The following is a 16,406-nucleotide window of genomic DNA, read 5'->3' on the forward strand; positions in this document are numbered from 1 at the left end:
ACCCTTCGGCGATGGCACTGCGCCGCATGTACGAGTTGAACGCCGGGCTTTGGAGCCGTTCTCGGGATCTACGCGCTGCGCCCGATCCGGGAGATCAATCGCAGTAATATCAGGTTCCGAGCCGTGGAACAGTTGCAGACCTGCGCCCAGCATTCAGACCTCGACAAACGTTTCACCTGCCAGACCGCTGTCTGGGAAGCGATAATGGCGGACTTGGCCAAACTTGACTACGCGTGAGAACCTCGCACAATTCCAGCTGCGGACGGGACCCGCTGTATCCATCAGGTGCGGCAGCAACGGCCAGGCGGCCCAACAGGTTCAGGCAGACGGTCACTTCAATGACTTCGGCGGAATGCTGAAGTTAATGTGGAACATGTTGTCCGGGTCGTAGGCTGTCGGGCTCAAGAACTCGATTCACTTCTAGCGTGGAGCACTCACCGGATCTGAAATTAGGGTCTGCGGATGATCCATTCGGCTACGGCGAGGTTGATGAGCCATCCTGCGGCCATGAGCATGGCCCTGGCGGTCTCGCCGGGGGTGCCGACGAGGATCATCCAGGGGAGGTGGGTGAACGCCTGGGTTCCTGCGCCCATGGCGATCGCGTAAGAGCGGATCATCCAAGCGCGGTGGCGGTGGAAGTCTCTTCGCCGGATGGCGGCGAAACCGAGCACGAGGGAGACCGCCATCGCCGTGCCGAACACGAGCCGGAACGCCGCGACGAGATCGCCGTCGCCTGCCGGGCGTGGATAGAACACGGTCATCCACAGGCCGGTAACTGCGGCGACAAGTCCGCATATGACCAGGATTCGCCCTGCCATACGATGCCAACCCGGTCTCCGGCGACGGAACTTCTTCGCGAACTGGAAGGCACCCAGAATGCCGTAGAGCGAGGCTCCGATGATGTGTAACACCACGGGTAGCGGTGTCGCGAAAAATCGTGCATTCCCGGGGGTGACTACCGCGCCACCTGCCAATTCCCCCAAACGCAGTGCACCGGCAACCACCGGAATCACGCTGAGCAGAATCAGGCCAGCGGGCCCCACCCATCCGGGAACCCTCGCGGACGTCCGTTCACCCGGCGACCATCCCACCGCCCCTGCCAACCGCCCCGAAGTTCGCCCATCCGCCGGGTGATCCAGTGTCCGCTCGTCCGCCGGCCCCTCCCTTGACGCCCTCTGTGGCTTGGTTCGGTCCGTCGCGCTGTTGTCGGTCATGAGGGGATCGTGGCTTCTTCTCCCATGTCCACACATCACACGAACGGCCCGATTCAAGTCAGCCGATCATCCAGCGATCAGGCGTACTTTCGGCCGATTCGGTGGTCTGGCCACTCTTCTTAACCTTGGCTTCCTCCGCACCCGCATTGCACGCCGCGAGCAGCATCAGTCATGAATCCGACGCTACCGCCGGGCGGGGAGCACACTTGTGCGCAGGGGATGTGGCGACCAACCGGTGGCCTGGACGCTCTCGGATTCGGTGGCCGGTCCGGAACAGATCGGCCGAGTCATAGGCGCGTTTCACGTCGATGAGACGGTTGTAGTCGTCGCGGGTGTACGCGTCGGCTGTCCGGCTCGTGTCGGCGAGAAAGTTGAGGAAGACGCCTCCGTTCGCGTACGGCGCGAGCGCCTCGGCCACGCCGGGGAGTTGGGCGTCCACGATGACGGAGAAGCGGGTGTCGCGGTGGCTCACGGGGCCGCCGGGTTTGGCCAGCGCGCCACCCCAGTGGCGTACCTCCACGATGGCTTCCTGGCCGGCACTGACCAGGGTGTCTATGGTGGCGTCCGGCAGTGAGGGGAGGAGGTCGAGGTGGCGGGCGGCGGTGCCGCCCATCGCGGCCTGGCCGAACGGCATGGGGGACATGGTGTCGGTGATCGCCGTCGCCCACAGGGGGCGTAGCGGGTCGGTGGGTCCCGCGCACATGGCTTTGATCGTCAGGGAGGTCGGGGTCAGTACGAGGGCGGTGCTCACCTCGTCAGGGGCGGTCGCGCACCAGTCGCGGTAGAACGCCAGGGTTTCGGCCGCACGCTCGACCGGGAACGTGGCCGCCCCCGCGTGCACCACGGGCACCGGATACAACCGGAACTCCAGCGCGGTGACCACCCCGAAGCCACCGCCACCTCCGCGAAGCGCCCAGAACAGGTCGGCGTGCTGGTCGTGGTCGGCCGTGATCATCCGCCCGTCTGAGGTGACGATCTCGGCGCGGAGCACGCTGTCGGCGGCGAAGCCGTACCGGCGGGAGAGCCAGCCAAGGCCGCCGCCGAGGGTGAAACCGGTCACGCCGACACCGGGGTGCGACCCCGCCAGCGGCGCCAGCCCGTACGGCGCGGCGGCGGCGATCACCTGGCTCCAGAGCGCCCCGGGGCCGACCCGGGCGGTCCGGCGCTCCGGGTCGACGGTGACGGAGGTCATTTCGGATGTTCTGAGCAGCAGCACCCGCTCGTCGCAGGCGACGTGGGTGCCGTGGCCGGTGGCCTGCACGGTCAGGGCCAGATCGAGTTCCCGGGCCGCGCGCACGGCGGCCGCCACGTCCCCCGCCTCCTTGGCCTCGGCCACCAGGGCCGGGCGCGGGTCCAGAGCCGGGTTGAGCGTCCTGCGCGCCTCGTCGTAGCCGGGGTCGCCAGGTCCGAGGTAGTTGTGCCGTTCCATCAATCGGGACATATCGCGTCTCTCCATATTCATGCGTCGAACCAGATCCGGCGTCCACGACAGATTTAGACAGGTCGGTACGACAAAATCGCGAGACCGGTGGGAAGGATCGCGCCGCTGCCTTGGCCGGAACCGCCCCGTTGTGGGTGCCGCTGACGGTGATCGCCACCGCGGCATGTCGGCTGCCGTATTTGCTACTGACAGGTCCCACCGTGCCGGGAGTGGCTTACCGACTTCTTCCGCTCCGCTTACCGTCGGGCTTACCGGTTACGGTGGCGTCACGTGCTCCGGTGTGGTGGGCTCGCTCGCGGTGTGGATCGACGATGGTGCCGTGGTCACGATCCCCGGCTCTGTGACATGCGTGGATGAGGTTTCGGCAGGAGCAATGCTCCGGGGAGCGCGCGGCGGACGGTCGGGCTCCGGCTTGGCTATCGGTCGTTCAGCGTGGAGCAGCGGCTGCGGCCGACGACGGTGAAGGCGTACCGGGACCAAGTTCGTCTGTTCTTGGCTCTGCGCCTGCCGATGATGTCATCCGCCCAGGGCATGGCCTTGGCCATGGCATCGCCTGACGTGCGTGGTTCCCGCCGTCATCGTCGGCGGAGTCCAGGTCGGCTGTCTCGGCGATCTGAGTTCAGGTGAGAATTTCTCCGGATTCGGCTGGCTGGCAGGGCGGTTCGCGCTGTTCGGCGTGTTCGCGATTGTCTGGCCCGTAATCGCCGCGATTGCCGAGCGTATGGCTGAGCACATGGGGTGGATACGTTTAAAGCCACGCAGAATATTTCTTTCGGTCTTGTTCCTCGCGATGCTGTCCGTTGCCGCGCTGATCGCCTACGACGTCCAAGCGGTTGATTGTGCGCCTGCCGATAGTGTCATCCGCCAGTCCCTGCTCGCCTCCTCGGACGCGGCAGGCCAAAGGACTACAGCCCCCGAACCCTCGGAGGCGACGACGGCGTTCGAATATCTCGTATCTTGAGGTTGTAGAACGAGAATTGTCGCGTTAGTCGTATCCGGGATTCGGCGTAAAGATCACGCGTGGTCACCCTCCGTACGGGCGAGTGATGATCTCCAGGTTGTGGCCGTTGGGGTCGGACCAGTACAGGCCGCGACCGCCGTCGTCGGTGTTGATCTGGCCCGGCCGCTGGTGGAACGGGTCGGCCCAGAAGGTGAGTCCGCGGTCCTTGATCCGGCCCCAGATCTGGTCGAACTCCTCCTCGGTGACCAGGAAGGCATAGTGCTGGGGATGTACGGGACCGTCGGTCCCGGCGACGTCGAGGGACACCTCGTTGCCGAGGTCGACGACGAGGAACGGCCCGAAGGCCGTCGCGGGCGGCAGACCGAGAATCTCCACCAGAAACGCGGCGGTCTCCTCGCGGTCACGGGCTGCCACGATGGTGTGGTTCAACCGCACTGACATGTCGATCTCCTTCCCAGACGGTCCCGACCGTAGGGGGTACGACAGGGGCCGCGATATGTCTTTCGCCTCCTTACCTCCATGGTAGGAGCGGCCGTCAGGCCGGGTGGGTACGGGCCGGAGCAGCGGCGCTGGCGAGCGGTAAGGCCGTGGTGTTCGACGCGCCCGCGCTGCGGGCGAGCTCCCACGTCCGGCCCTCACGCAAGCTCGAAGTACCCGCGGTGCACTTCGGCGGCCATGTCGTAGCCATGTACGGGTACGACACACAGCAGGCCCGCCTGGTGGACACCGACCAGCAAGGCGGAGCGGTAACCACCACCCTGACCAGCCTGGCCATGGCCAGGGCCGAGCGCGGCCCGATGACCGCCAAGAACCGCTCGTTCACACTCACGGTGCCGCGCGACCTGCCCTCACCACACGACCAGATCGTTCCCGCGATCAAGGCGTGCGCCAACGGTTTCCTCAACCCGCCCATCGCGAACCTGGGCTACCGAGGCATCGAGAAGACCGCCACACAGGTGCAGAAGTAGCTGCACCGCAGCGACAACCCGCAGCGGGACCTGCCACAGGCCGCCCTGCTCATGGAGAAGGCCGGCACCGGCGGCGCCCTGTTCGCAATCTCTACCGCGACTTCCTCGGAGAGTGCGCCCAACTGATCAACGACAGCAACCTCGGCATCGGCCACGCGCTATTGAGGTGCCCTAGAGATTCCGGACAGCTCCCCAACTAGGGTTGGGGCGACCGGAAGGATGTAGAAAGTTGGCACGGCGCAAGGGCCCGTACTCGCGGGAGTTCAAGGACGAGGCCGTCCGCATGGTGCTGGACGGGGACCGTCCGGTGACGCATGTGGCCAGAGAACTCGGAATCCACGACACCACCTTGCACAACTGGGTGCGCGCGTGGCGGCGGCGTCAGGAGGGCGGCGAGGAAGGCTCGGTCCTCGGGCGCGAACCTCGCCCTGGCACCGACGCCGAGTTGCCGTTCGAGGATGGTGATCTGGTGACGCAGGGCGAGGATCTCGACGTCCTTGTCCCGATCTCCCATCGGGAGCAACCGCAGCGCCGCGAAGGTGTTCGTGACGGCGAGATAGGCCAGGCGAAGGAGCACGACCGGTCATCCTGCCGCACTGGCTCCTCTTCAGGAGTCGAAGCCTGCGTACCAGAGAAGTCCTGCAAGGCCGTGACCTGGACGGATGGAATTATCGGCAGGCGCAGAGGCACCGGGCGAGCCCGCGCAGGTCGGTGCCGAGGACGCGATCGAGCTCGTTCTCGGAGAGGTCGCCGAACGGAGTAGGGCGGTGCGAGACTCCGAGGTTGTTCACCGCGACGTCGATGCCGTCGCCAGCGTGCGCGGCGAGGAAGTCGCGCAGCGCACCGGGCGCGGCAGCGTCGAAGGACCCGGCGGTCGCTTCGGCTCCTTCCGCTCGCAAATGTACGGCCAGCTCTTCCAGTGGGGCGGCAGAACGTGCGACGAGGAGCATCCTATGCCCGGCAGAGGCCAGGCGTCGGGCGACGGCCGCGCCGATCCCACCGTTCGCGCCGACCACGATCGCGATGCTCATGACGCGCGCCAAGCCCGAAGGCGAGCCGGGCGAGGATCGCGGTGACCTGCGGGCTGGCGTCGACACCGGGGAAGCTCAGCGACCAGGTCACCAAAGCCGAGCAGAGAAGCGCGATCGATGCCGCGATCCCGCCGTAGAGGCCGATGACCGGCCCCGGCACACGCACGCCGAGGCGCAACTGCCTGGCGTACACCGAGGCCGCGAGGATGCCCAGCGGCACAGCGGCGCCGAACTGGAGCAGGGCGCCGATCCGTACCGCCATCGGATGGGCCGCATACCACCCCGCCACCTTGGTCGCGTCGGCGAAGGGAGCCGGCGCCGATCCGGTTCCGGCCACCAGTACGACCACCCCGGCGATGGTCAGGGCGAGGGTCACGATCGCGAGCGACCCCAGGGGCGGGCCGCCGGCACCGCGCCACGGGCGGATGGAACGCATGGATTCGGTCATAGCATTAATCATGCATAGTGTGAATTATTCAGTCAACTGAGCTATGCTGGATGCGTGACTTCCCCACGCCGTCCCCCACGCACCGGCTTCCTGCTCTCGCAGCTGGGCGCCTTCGCCTCCGCCCGGTTCGGCGAGCTGATCAAGCCAGTCGGACTCACCCCGGCGGCGGCGGGCGTGCTCCGAATCATCGCCCGCGAGCCCGGGCTGAGTCAGCGTGCGCTCGCGACGCGACTCGGCTCCGTCCCAAGCAGGGTCGTCGTGCTCGTGGACTCCCTCGAAGCGGCAGGCCATGTCTCCCGCACCCGCGACCCCGCCGACCGGAGACACCACCGCCTGGACGTGACAGAGGCCGGGCGACAGGTGCTCGGCGCGCTTCGCACTGCGGCCGAGACACAGAACGCCGACGTGCTCGCCCCCCTCGACGCCGCCGAACGCGAGACGTTCACCGCTCTCGTATCCAAGCTCGCCGCCGCCCACGGGCTCGACCCAGACGTACATGCCGGCTACGGCGTGCGCCAGAGCCGACCCGAGAACTGAAGACGTGCAACCTGCCGGATTCAGGTGGAGAGGCCCGGCTAGTCCTGTGAAGAACGCCTAAAGGGGGGAGCCCAACAGGCGACGACCGCCTGGCGGGGGTGAGGCCAGGCGTGCGTACCCACCCCGGCGGTGCAGCCGCAGCACCAGCAGCGCGAACATCGCCAGGCCGACAGCCTGCGCGATCATGGCCCCGTAGGGGAAGTACTCCGTGAGTTCGTAGGGTACTGGGAGGAAGGTGACCAGCGCAGAGATGATGTTGGAGGTCGCCTGGTAGGCGATGGCCGCTTCGACGCCACCGGTCGCGATCGTGAGGTACGCGAGCACCAGGCCTGTCAGCAAGAGTTTCAGGAATTCCAAGCCGCGGACCTCCGACGGTATGAACCAGGCGTGTCCGTAGGCGAACGCCACCGCGCTCACCAGGGCGCCGGGCAGCGGGTTCCGCAGGAACGCGCCGAAGAACTGCGGCAACCATCCACGGAAGATGTACTCCTCGGCCGCCGACTGGATGGGCATGGCCATGAACAGCAACGTCAGGGCGATTGACCAGTTCAGGCTGCCATCGACGTCGACGTTCGTGTCGTCCCCGAAGTCGTACGGGGCCTCAAGACCGGTCGCCGCCGCCGCGAAGCGCACCACGGAGACGATCACGGCGGCTCCCACCGCCGCTAGTAGGCACCGCCACAACAACCCCCAGCGCAGCCGCCCCACCACCGACGACAGGGTCCCGGCCGGGCGGCCCTGAATTCGGGTCGCCAGCAGTGCGACCGGCAAGAGCATCGCCAGCATCACGAAGCCGAGGGCCAGCCCGAACCACATTTCGGCGAGCACAACCCTCCGCTGCCCCTGGTCCACGCTGATGAAGGCCACCGCCACCACCGCAATGGAGGCCACCACTAAAGAGACCAGGCTGAGCGCCATCCGACGCCAGCCGACGCCGTGAGCCAGCCGGTGGTAGGGCACGCCCTCTGCCGGGCTTGCCGATGTAGTGATCTCGCTCATGTTTCCCCACGTCTGATTCCGGGTGGCTGATCAGCCCCTGGGAACCAGGAAAGCCAGTGGAGAACGTCATGAACAGGTCCACTCACGGTCGTTTGCCGCGTGCGACTGGACCGCTGTCGAGCCTGGCACCGGGCATAACCGCGCTACCCGGGTGATGACCTCCGCGCCCGGCCATCCCAAAAGCTCTCCCAGTCTCACCAGGTGAGACGTTCACGGTAGACGGCGCGAGCCTCCGCGATCAGGTCCAGGTAGTCCGTGAGCTGCCCGGCCTCCGGCAGCCTCGCCTTGTCCTCGATCAGGGCCGCCAGGCGGGCCAGCCAATCCAGGCAGAACTCCACGTCCGCCCGGCGGGCGACCGGCCGCCGGTCCACCTCGACGTAAATCGCGCTCGTGTGCGCGAAGACGTTCGTGAAAAGGCTGCGCGGGTGCGGGCCGCCTTCGACCACCGCGACCACGTACGTCGACTCCGTCGCCGAGACCTCGCCCACGCCGCCCCTCATAGCCACCGCGGTGTCCCCGGCCAGCACCGTCACCCGTTCGGCCTCCACTCCGGTGACGCGCACCTCGACGCGCAGAACGGTCCCGTGGGAGCAGGAGACTGTCTCCCCGGGGCCCGCCCCGTCCACAGTGAGCTCGACGAACGGTCCCGTCGTGGCGAACGTCCGCCCGGCCCGTACGGCCTCGGCGAACGGCGCGGCGGTGAGCGGCCCGGTCACCCGCGCGTACGTGCGCTCGAACCCGATCGGGCTGCTGACCATCTCCATCCGTTGCCGCGTGAACGACACCATGGTGTCGGTGCCGGCCAGGGCCGCCAGCCGATTGCCCGCCCCGACGAGCCGCCGGTACACCGCCGAGGAGCCGGCCGCAGAGGAGAAGTGCAGCACCTCCAGGCCGTCGGCCAGCCCAAGCGCGGCGTCCACGACGGCCATCCGCGCGGTGCACTGTGGACGTCCCGAACCGATCACGTCAGCGGCGCCGTGAACCGGCGCGTGGAAGGCGTGCGCGTACGTGACGACCGCGCCGAGCTCGCGCAGCTCACGGCAGGCCCTCGTGACCGGCGGCCAGTCGGGGGCGCCGAGGAAACCCGCGTGATAGCGGGTGGGCGGCGCCGCCGGGCCGAAGCCGATGATGTGGCCGAGCAGGTCGTCGCGGTATTCCACGCCCATCCGGGCCACATGAGTCGCGTCCGACCAGGGCAGATCCCGCCCGGCCCAGGCTTCAAGCGCCTCCCGGTCCATGATCCGCTCGCCGGACACATTCGCGGCGACGAGGTTCAGCACGTGCAGGTCCTCGCCGAGCTGCATGGCAGCCGCCATGTCCGGCGTGGCGACGAGGTCGCCGGTGAAGTTGAGGTGCACGTGCAGGTCACCGCCGTACCAACCGTGGGCGGCGGCGTCGTACCGGCGGCCGGGGGTGAGTTGGACGAGCGTGTCCCCTGAGGGGGTCAGCGCGGTCTCGGCCATGTCGTATTCCATGCCGCGCGTCACGCGGACCGTCAGCGGTTCGGCGGGGACGTCCAGGACGAGGTCGTCGCCGTGGAAGAACGGTGTGCCGTGGTAGTCGCAGCGGGCGGGCGCGTCGCGGGGGTACCAGCCCTGCCCATCGGCCGTCCAGACGCTCCACCGGCACGGCATCCCGGCCCGCAGCCGTAATCGCGCCGGCCTCGCGGCACGCGTCAAGCCGGTCAGGTCCACGCCGGTCACCTCGGCCGCGGTGTCCAGCTCGACCACCCGCACCCCGCCGGCCTCGACCTTGACCGAGCGCCCGCCGATGGAAAGGGTCGCCGGCCCGCGCCGGTTGTCGATCAGCAGGGTCAGCGGCAGGGGCCGGTCCAGGACAGCACGGGTCCGCCCGAGCAGGACGTCACCGGCCGGGGTCAGGCGCAGGATCGCCAGCCCGTCCGGCGGGTCGTCACCGATGACCTCCAGCAGCACCTCGTCGAAGTTCAGCTCGCGCAGCAGGATCTCCAGCTCGGCCTCGGACGCGTCCGGAGCCTGCGCACGCGCTCTCTCCAGCGCCGCCGCGTGGAACGTCCCGTCGTCGATGAACCTCGATGGGCTCATCACCCGCACGTACGCCAGCGGCGGCTCGCCCCAGGTCAGGCCATGCCGGGCCAGATCGGCGCGGTACCCGGCCAGATAGTCGTGCGGCATGCGAACCCCGTCCGTGAGCACACGAAGGCCCCGGCCGTGAACCGCCCATGGCCTCAGGGCCCGATCCAGGAGACCGACCCCAGCCGCGCGTGGACAGTTCCTCCAGTGGCAGCAGACCGCGTGGGCGCCTGATCATCCCGTGACGCTCCGGGCGCCACCGAGGTGTAGGTGTCGGCGGTCAGCACGATGCCGGCGTGCCCAACCTGACCCTGCACCACCGGCAGATCCACGTGCGCGGCCGACGCCGACGTGATCGCGCCGTGGGCTGCGGGAGGCCGTGCGGGCGACGAAGGGGAGGCGCGCGTCTTCTGGTCGGTATACTTGCCGCTGGCTCGCCCAGCGCACGTCACCATCGCGGTCCTGACCGCCGTCCGACCTGGAACGAGTATGTCCTGACCCGGGCGTCCGTCAACGACCCCGCGCGCTACACGTTGCCGCTCGGCCTGGAGTCCTGATCTCCGGCCAGGTCCCCGCTACAACGAGGTCATGGCCGCGTCCCTGATCATCGTCCTCCCCGGTCATCGACGTTCCCGTTCCTCAGCGCCACTTCGTCGATGGCCTCGTGAGAGCGATCAAGGTTAGCGACCTTAGAGAGCCTCGTAAGCGCGGGATGCGCCGATTCGGGAGGAGCCTGCTACCCGAAATCAACCCGAAGGACGCGGATATGGGACGCGCATCCCGACTCATCACGATGCTGGGCGTGGGGCTGCTCGCCACCACGTTCACGTCGCCGGCCCGGGGCGACCAGGCCCAGGCCGGGACGCCAGGTCTGGGCAGGTTCTACACCCAGCAGCTCAGCTGGACCGGCTGCGGCGGCGGCTTCCAGTGCGCGAAGCTGACCCTGCCGCTGGACTACCGCGACCCCGGCGGAGAGACCATCCAGCTGGCGGTGATCCGGCTGCGGGCCGGCGGGGGCAAGCGCATCGGCTCCCTGGTCACCAACCCCGGCGGCCCAGGCGGGTCGGGGCTGGAGTTCCTGCGCGGCGACAGCGTCGCCTTCGGCTCGGCGCTGCGGGCCCAGTTCGACCTGGTCAGCTTCGACCCGCGCGGGGTGGGCGAGTCAGCGCCGGTACGGTGTCTGACCGGCCCGGAGCAGGACGCGTACTTCGCCGTGGACGACAGCCCAGAGACCAAGGCAGAGGAGAAGGCGCTGAAGGTGGCGGACCGCAAGTACCTGAAGGCGTGCGAAACCAACTCCGGCCACCTGCTGCCGTACGTCGGCACCCTCAACGCGGCACGGGACATGGACGTGCTGCGCGCCGCGCTCGGTGACGAGCGACTGACCTACCTGGGCTTCTCCTACGGCACCTACCTGGGCGCGGTCTACGCCGACCTGTTCCCCAAGCGGGTCAGGGCGATGACCCTGGACGGCGCGGTGGACCCTGCGCTCACCGACAACGAGGCGTCCGACAGCCAGGGCGCGGGCTTCGACGTGGCCTACACCGCCTTCGTCAAGGACTGCTTCAAGGCCGCGAACTGCCCGTTCGAGGGGCGTACCGTGGCCAAGGCGTTCGCCGAGACCAAAAAGCTGCTGAAGCGGGCCGACCGCAAGGCCCTTCCCTCCACTACGGACGGCAGGAAGGTGACCGAGCCGGTGGTGCTGATCGGCATCCAGGCCGCCATGTACAGCGCCGACAGCTGGCCGGACCTGCGGGACGCGCTGGCCAGGGGATTCAAGGGCGACGGCACCGCGCTCCAGGCACTGGCTGACTTCTACAACGAGCGGCGTCCGGACGGGACCTACAGCAACCTTGACGACGCCTTTCGCGCGATCAACTGCGCCGACCGGCCTCGGGGCGCCTCCGTCACCACCCGCCCCCGGTCGGTCTCCTCCGGCGAGAACGGCGGCAAGCCGGAGCTGTTCGGCGACTACTTCTCCGACGGGGAGGACACCACCGACTCGTGCGCGGCCTGGCCGGCCAAGCCGTCCCCGGTGCCCCGGTCGCTGCCGGCCAAGGGCTCCGCGCCCATCTTGGTGGTGGGCACGGTACGTGACTCGGCCACGCCGTACAAGCAGGCCAAGGCGCTGGCCAGGCAGTTCGACTCCGGAGTGCTGCTCACCTTCGACGGGGACGGGCACACCGCCTTCCTTCAGTCAGGATGCGTGAAAGGGCAGGTCAGCGCGTACCTGCTGACGGGGAAGACTCCCAGGAACGGGACCGTCTGCGCCTCGGGTACCTGATCAGTGCAGTCGGAGGCGCTGTACCTCCGTTAGTACGGTGAAGACCTGGCCGTTGACGGGAGAGGTCAGCCGGGCCGAACGCGCTGTATTCGCCGTGCATGGCACGTCGTTGAGCGTGAACAACGTCGGAGATGCGTTCGTGCCGGTGTAGGTCCCGTAGAAGCCGATGGTGACGCTCTGCCCGGTGCCCAGGGCCGGTGATACCGACGTAACACTGCGCAGACTGGTTACGACACGGCCTGTGGGCAAACCAGGAACGCTACAGCCGAGCCTAGAAGGCCAGGTCAAGCGCCCTACTACGACTCTTGAAGCGATACACGGTTCAGCGGGGACGGCGGCCTTTCCTACCCTGGCCGGTTTGCGCACCCCGGCGATCCGACCCGCCCGGAGCGGGACTCCGCGGCTGCTCCCGCGCCTTCCCCGGGGCAGGAGCGGGGGTACGCCCCCGCGAGCTGTTCACCGTACGCCCACGGACAATGCCGATGAAGTCCTCCACCAGCTCAGTCGTCGCCTCCGTGGGCCAGGCCAGCGCGATGTGCGACTGCGGCGTCTCCACAACCGGCCGGTAGGTCAGATCTTTGCGTTGATACAGGCGCGCCAGCGACTGCGGGACCAGCAGCAGCCCAGCGCCCGCCGCCACCAGTTCGATCGCCTCCTCCGTCGTGTCCGGACGCGCAAATGCCGGCAGTCCGGGCAGGGCCGTCCACTCAAGAGTGTCGTCCCTCGGACGGAACACCTCTTCATCGGCGAGATCGGCAACAGTCACCTCGTCGGCGGCGGCCACCGTGTGATCCTTCGGCACCACGACCACGGTGGTCTCGACATAGAGAGGAATCACGCTGAGCCCTTCGCGGTCCACGGGCAGCCGCACGAGCCCGGCGTCGGCACAGCCGTCGTGCAGGAACTTCACCACCTCGGCGGCGGCAACGGAGACCAGGATGAGAGGCACGTCGGGCACACGCTCGGCCCAGACGCTGACCCATTTGGCGGGCGTCACCCCGGGCACGTAAACCAGCCGGAATTCCCTGTCAGTCATCTCCTCACGGTACCGGTGTCAGAGAAAACGGCTTCGCGCCCTACCCTTGACACCATGACCAAGCTCAAGACCACTCAGACGATGAAGCCCGCGACCGCGGCCAAGAAGCTGGGTGTGCTCCTCTCGGCTACTCCCGCCGAGTTCCAGGAGGGAGTCGTCTCCAGGGATGAGCTGAACGCGCTGCAGGCCGATCCGCCGGCATGGCTGGCCGATCTGCGGCGCAACGGACCTCACCCCAGGCAGGTCGTCGCCGTAAAGCTGGGCATCTCCCACTCGGGCCTGGCCAGGGGCGGCATCACCGGGCCGCTCACCACCGCCGAGATCGACGCCATCAAGGCGGAAGACCCCGAGTGGCTGAAACGCGAGCGGTCGGTTCAGGCCGAGGCGCGCAAGGAAGCGCAGCGCCGCGACCAGCGCTAGTCAGCCGATGGAAGTGGCGATCTGGTCCGGTTTGGTCCGCCGCCATTTTGGGCCAGCCTCTGAGTTTTCCAGCGCGGCCCGGTGAGCGTCCGGCGTAGATGGTGCAAGAGCGCCGGGGCAAGCATTGACCCGCCCGACGCCCTGATCGGCGCGACCGCCGTGGCCAACAACTCGACACTGGCCATCTGCAACACCAAACACCTGTCCCGAACAGGTTGTGGGGTGCGAAATCCGGATGCGGCCTCTGGCCTGCGGTTGTCCTATTCAGCCCGCCGGTACAGGTTGATCAGATCCGTTCAGTATCTGCCGGCGCTGCAGGCGGACCTGATCGAGATCGCTGGGTGTAGGCGGAGGCATGTGGTGGTTGATCGGCAGGCGCACGGTCCTGAAACAGCGAGAGGATGCCCCGATCGCAGGCCATTGCAGTGATCCACAAGTCGCTCCCACCCGGGCTGGGAATCATGTGCCTCATTCTGATCAGGAAAGGAATGCGGTATGAGATCTTCAGCGTTTCTCCTGCGTCTGGGAACGGTCGGCGTGTTGCTCGCGGGGCTGGCGGCCGGGCCCGTCCAGGCCGCGACCGCACACGCGGCGGCTATCGCGGCCACGGTCACCGCGTGGGGTGTAACGATCACTCCTCCCACCTACATCGGCCCCTGCAACGAAACACCACACGGCCTGTCGCTCACCGTCTCGGGGAAGATCACGGTCTCCGAACCGATGACCGTGAAGTACGTATGGGTCAACCAGCAGAATCTGCCCTGGCCCGGCCCTGAGCCCGTATCTGTGACGTTCCACGCGCCCGGCACCCAGACCGTCGTCCACGGCTTCGTCCGCACGACCAGCCTCAGGAGCTCGATGCGCCTCAGGATCATCGATCCCCCCTACGTCCCCGACTCCCTGGCCGCGGGAGCCAACACGGTCTGCGTGCAGCCGACGCTGTCCAATGTGAACATTGAGCGCGCGGACGAAGGCGAGGAGTGCGGGCTGGGCGGCCAACCCGCCGTGTTCACGCTCAGCGCGATGCTCGCCGTGGCCGGCGGCCCCGTCTTCCTCGACTACCGGTGGTACCGCAAGAGCAACGAGACCCGCAACCAGTGGTCGTACATCTCCGGCGGGAGCACGTCGTTCACCGCAACCGGAGCGCAGGAGAAGATTATTTTTAGCCCATACAGCACGAACCGGTCGGAGAGCGGGTACTTCAAGGTGGAACTCTCCTCCCCCTACCAAGGATCGGCGCAGACCACCTTCTTTGTGACCTGCCGCACGAAGAACGATCTCTGACGAACCGGAGAAGGCGGCGCGCCTGGCGGGGTGCGGTTGCGTTTTCACCCGACGACGCCGACCACATCGCGCAAGCCGCAGCGAGTCATGGTTGCCATCACACCGGCCGCCCCGGCCTGCCCATCCGCACGCGCCACCTGCGCGCTGAGGCTTTGCCTTCCCGGCAGTTCCTCTTGGCAGCCGTCGTGTGTCACGCACAGCGGGCTCGCTTACAGCCTTCGAGAAGTCCGGGTGCAGAAATCGGCGCCATCGATGATCATGGATAGGGGCTAGGTACAGGCGTGACGAAGCACGGCCAGCCACCAGGCGATGCGGCTGCGGGGTCGATGGCAGTGCGGATCGGACGAGAGAATTCCGTCATGTACGACGAGCACAACCGTGGCCAGTTCCACTTCAGCGCCCGCCGCGGCTGGATCAACGACCCCAACGCCCCTCTCTGGTACGACGGCGTCTACCACCTCTACTTCCAGCACAACCCCGATGGCCTGGCGTGGGGCAATCTCCACTGGGGCCACGCCACCAGCCCCGACCTGGTCCACTGGACGGAACAGCCGATCGCCCTGCGCCCGGACCTGCACCCGGGGAACCTCTACTCGGGCGGCGGCGTGGTCGACACCGAGAACGTCAGCGGCCTGCGGTCCGGCGACCACGCGCCGATCCTCCTCTACTCAGGCACCGACGGCGTGACCCTCTTCTACTCCACCGACGGCGGCTACACCTTCCACACCTACGACAACGGCCGCAGCGTCGCCGTACCGGAAGGCAAGAGCCGCGACCCCAAGGTCTTCCGGCACGAGCCGACGGGCCGCTGGTGCATGGTCATCTGGTCCGACCACAGCGGCTACGGCGTCGACTTCTTCACCTCACCGAACTTCCTCGACTGGACCTTCGCCTCCCGCTACCCCGCCGCCTGGCTGTACGAATGCCCGGACCTTATCCCCCTGCCCCTGGACGGCAACCTGAACTGGGTGCTCAACGGCGCCAGCGGCGAGTACGTCGTCGGCGACTTCGACGGCCGCGCCTTCACCACCGCCCACCCGGAGCCGCAACGTTTCAACCACGGCACCAACCACCCGGGCGGCGACTACTACGCCGGCCTGACGTTCGCCAACCTGCCCGACGACCGGGCGATCTCGATAGCCTGGCAGGGCGGCAACGCCGGAAGCGTCTGGACGGGCAACCTCACCTTCCCCGTGCAGTTCCGCCTGCGCGTGGTCGACGGTGTGCCGAAGGTGCTGAGCACGCCGATCGCCGAACTGGACGACCTGCGCGAGACCACCCTGACCTGGGCGGACGTACGCCTCGACACCGACAGGACGCTGACCGGCGCGGCCGTTTGCACGGTCGAGGCCGAGTTCCACATAGAAGAGGGCACCACCCGCGTCGGCTTCCGGGTCGGCCCCCGCGAGGTGGCCTACGACACCGCCACCGCCACCCTCGACGGCGTGCCGATGCCCCCCGACGGCGACACCGTCAAGATCCAGCTCTTGGTCGACCGGGGCCAGCTGGAGATCTTCGGCAACGACGGCCTGGTCTACAAGAGCCTCAACGCCGACCTCGGCGGCGACCGCCTCGACGTCTTCGCCGACGGCGGGGCGCACCTCGTGAAGCTGGTCTTCTCTCCGCTCCACTCAATCTGGCAAACGGGCCAGCGTTCGATCTCATGAAACATCTTCTGACGTTGCGCCTGCCGAAAGTTCCATCCGTGCAGTCCAAGCGGCATGTGAGTACT

16 protein-coding genes are annotated in these 16,406 nt (G+C 67.7%); 8 read left to right on the forward strand and 8 right to left on the reverse strand.

Annotated features, from left to right (window positions below):
• Window positions 1-449: 449 nt before the first annotated feature.
• Window positions 450-1,013 (reverse strand): DUF2306 domain-containing protein, encoded by a 564-nt coding sequence (locus Acor_RS32155; protein WP_246239430.1) that lies wholly within the window; start codon window positions 1,011-1,013, stop codon window positions 450-452.
• 370 nt (window positions 1,014-1,383) lie between these two features.
• Complete coding sequence (locus Acor_RS32160) at window positions 1,384-2,655, reverse strand: FAD-binding oxidoreductase (RefSeq protein ID WP_246239432.1); 1,272 nt, start codon at window positions 2,653-2,655, stop codon at window positions 1,384-1,386.
• Between the two features lie 562 nt (window positions 2,656-3,217).
• Here Acor_RS32160 and Acor_RS32165 point away from each other — a divergent pair.
• Window positions 3,218-3,616 (forward strand): hypothetical protein, encoded by a 399-nt coding sequence (locus Acor_RS32165; protein ID WP_155340544.1) that lies wholly within the window; start codon window positions 3,218-3,220, stop codon window positions 3,614-3,616.
• A 63-nt stretch (window positions 3,617-3,679) separates the two neighbouring features.
• On the opposite strand, the gene Acor_RS32170 is transcribed toward Acor_RS32165, so the two are convergent.
• A complete protein-coding gene (locus Acor_RS32170) occupies window positions 3,680-4,057 on the reverse strand; it encodes a VOC family protein (RefSeq protein WP_155340545.1) in 378 nt (125 codons plus the stop codon).
• Between the two features lie 146 nt (window positions 4,058-4,203).
• Between Acor_RS32170 and Acor_RS44905 the strand changes: the two genes are divergently transcribed.
• Window positions 4,204-4,584 carry a DUF4872 domain-containing protein gene (locus Acor_RS44905; protein WP_246239434.1) on the forward strand — a complete coding sequence of 127 codons (381 nt, stop codon included), beginning with the start codon at window positions 4,204-4,206 and terminating at the stop codon, window positions 4,582-4,584.
• A 283-nt stretch (window positions 4,585-4,867) separates the two neighbouring features.
• Window positions 4,868-5,347 (forward strand): transposase, encoded by a 480-nt coding sequence (locus Acor_RS46440; RefSeq protein WP_422664848.1) that lies wholly within the window; start codon window positions 4,868-4,870, stop codon window positions 5,345-5,347.
• Here the strand turns inward: Acor_RS46440 and Acor_RS32185 are convergent.
• Together Acor_RS32185 and Acor_RS32190 are read right to left on the reverse strand one after the other, a co-directional pair.
• Window positions 5,253-5,615: an SDR family NAD(P)-dependent oxidoreductase gene (locus Acor_RS32185; protein ID WP_155340547.1), complete on the reverse strand. Its 363-nt coding sequence runs from the start codon at window positions 5,613-5,615 to the stop codon at window positions 5,253-5,255. The genes Acor_RS46440 and Acor_RS32185 overlap by 95 nt on opposite strands.
• Complete coding sequence (locus tag Acor_RS32190) at window positions 5,536-6,063, reverse strand: hypothetical protein (protein WP_155340548.1); 528 nt, start codon at window positions 6,061-6,063, stop codon at window positions 5,536-5,538. Before Acor_RS32190 ends, Acor_RS32185 begins: the two co-directional genes overlap by 80 nt.
• Before the next feature lie 54 nt (window positions 6,064-6,117).
• Here Acor_RS32190 and Acor_RS32195 point away from each other — a divergent pair, with 54 nt between their 5' ends.
• Window positions 6,118-6,600, forward strand: a complete 483-nt coding sequence (locus tag Acor_RS32195; protein WP_155340549.1) for a MarR family winged helix-turn-helix transcriptional regulator — start codon at window positions 6,118-6,120, stop codon at window positions 6,598-6,600.
• Window positions 6,601-6,657: 57 nt separating this feature from the next.
• Here Acor_RS32195 and Acor_RS32200 read toward each other — a convergent pair whose 3' ends face one another.
• Both Acor_RS32200 and Acor_RS32205 read right to left on the reverse strand, forming a co-directional pair.
• Window positions 6,658-7,599 carry a type II CAAX endopeptidase family protein gene (locus tag Acor_RS32200; protein ID WP_155340550.1) on the reverse strand — a complete coding sequence of 314 codons (942 nt, stop codon included), beginning with the start codon at window positions 7,597-7,599 and terminating at the stop codon, window positions 6,658-6,660.
• 194 nt (window positions 7,600-7,793) lie between these two features.
• Complete coding sequence (locus Acor_RS32205) at window positions 7,794-9,752, reverse strand: CehA/McbA family metallohydrolase (RefSeq protein ID WP_155340551.1); 1,959 nt, start codon at window positions 9,750-9,752, stop codon at window positions 7,794-7,796.
• Between the two features lie 664 nt (window positions 9,753-10,416).
• Between Acor_RS32205 and Acor_RS32210 the strand changes: the two genes are divergently transcribed.
• Window positions 10,417-11,934 carry an alpha/beta hydrolase gene (locus tag Acor_RS32210; RefSeq protein ID WP_170317177.1) on the forward strand — a complete coding sequence of 506 codons (1,518 nt, stop codon included), beginning with the start codon at window positions 10,417-10,419 and terminating at the stop codon, window positions 11,932-11,934.
• A gap of 322 nt (window positions 11,935-12,256) precedes the next feature.
• Here Acor_RS32210 and Acor_RS32215 read toward each other — a convergent pair whose 3' ends face one another.
• Window positions 12,257-12,970 (reverse strand): LysR family substrate-binding domain-containing protein, encoded by a 714-nt coding sequence (locus Acor_RS32215; RefSeq protein ID WP_155340553.1) that lies wholly within the window; start codon window positions 12,968-12,970, stop codon window positions 12,257-12,259.
• A 54-nt stretch (window positions 12,971-13,024) separates the two neighbouring features.
• Here Acor_RS32215 and Acor_RS32220 point away from each other — a divergent pair, with 54 nt between their 5' ends.
• The 3 genes from Acor_RS32220 (at window position 13,025) to Acor_RS32230 (ending at window position 16,341) form a co-directional block, all read left to right on the forward strand.
• Window positions 13,025-13,390, forward strand: a complete 366-nt coding sequence (locus Acor_RS32220) for a DUF5997 family protein (protein WP_155340554.1) — start codon at window positions 13,025-13,027, stop codon at window positions 13,388-13,390.
• 495 nt (window positions 13,391-13,885) lie between these two features.
• Window positions 13,886-14,674, forward strand: a complete 789-nt coding sequence (locus tag Acor_RS32225) for a hypothetical protein (protein WP_155340555.1) — start codon at window positions 13,886-13,888, stop codon at window positions 14,672-14,674.
• Window positions 14,675-15,033: 359 nt separating this feature from the next.
• The gene (locus Acor_RS32230; RefSeq protein ID WP_170317178.1) at window positions 15,034-16,341 is read left to right on the forward strand and encodes a glycoside hydrolase family 32 protein; all 1,308 of its coding nucleotides are present in this window, start codon (window positions 15,034-15,036) and stop codon (window positions 16,339-16,341) included.
• Window positions 16,342-16,406: the final 65 nt, after the last annotated feature.

It is taken from the genome of Acrocarpospora corrugata, from assembly GCF_009687845.1.
Classification (GTDB): Bacteria; Actinomycetota; Actinomycetes; order Streptosporangiales; family Streptosporangiaceae; genus Acrocarpospora; species Acrocarpospora corrugata.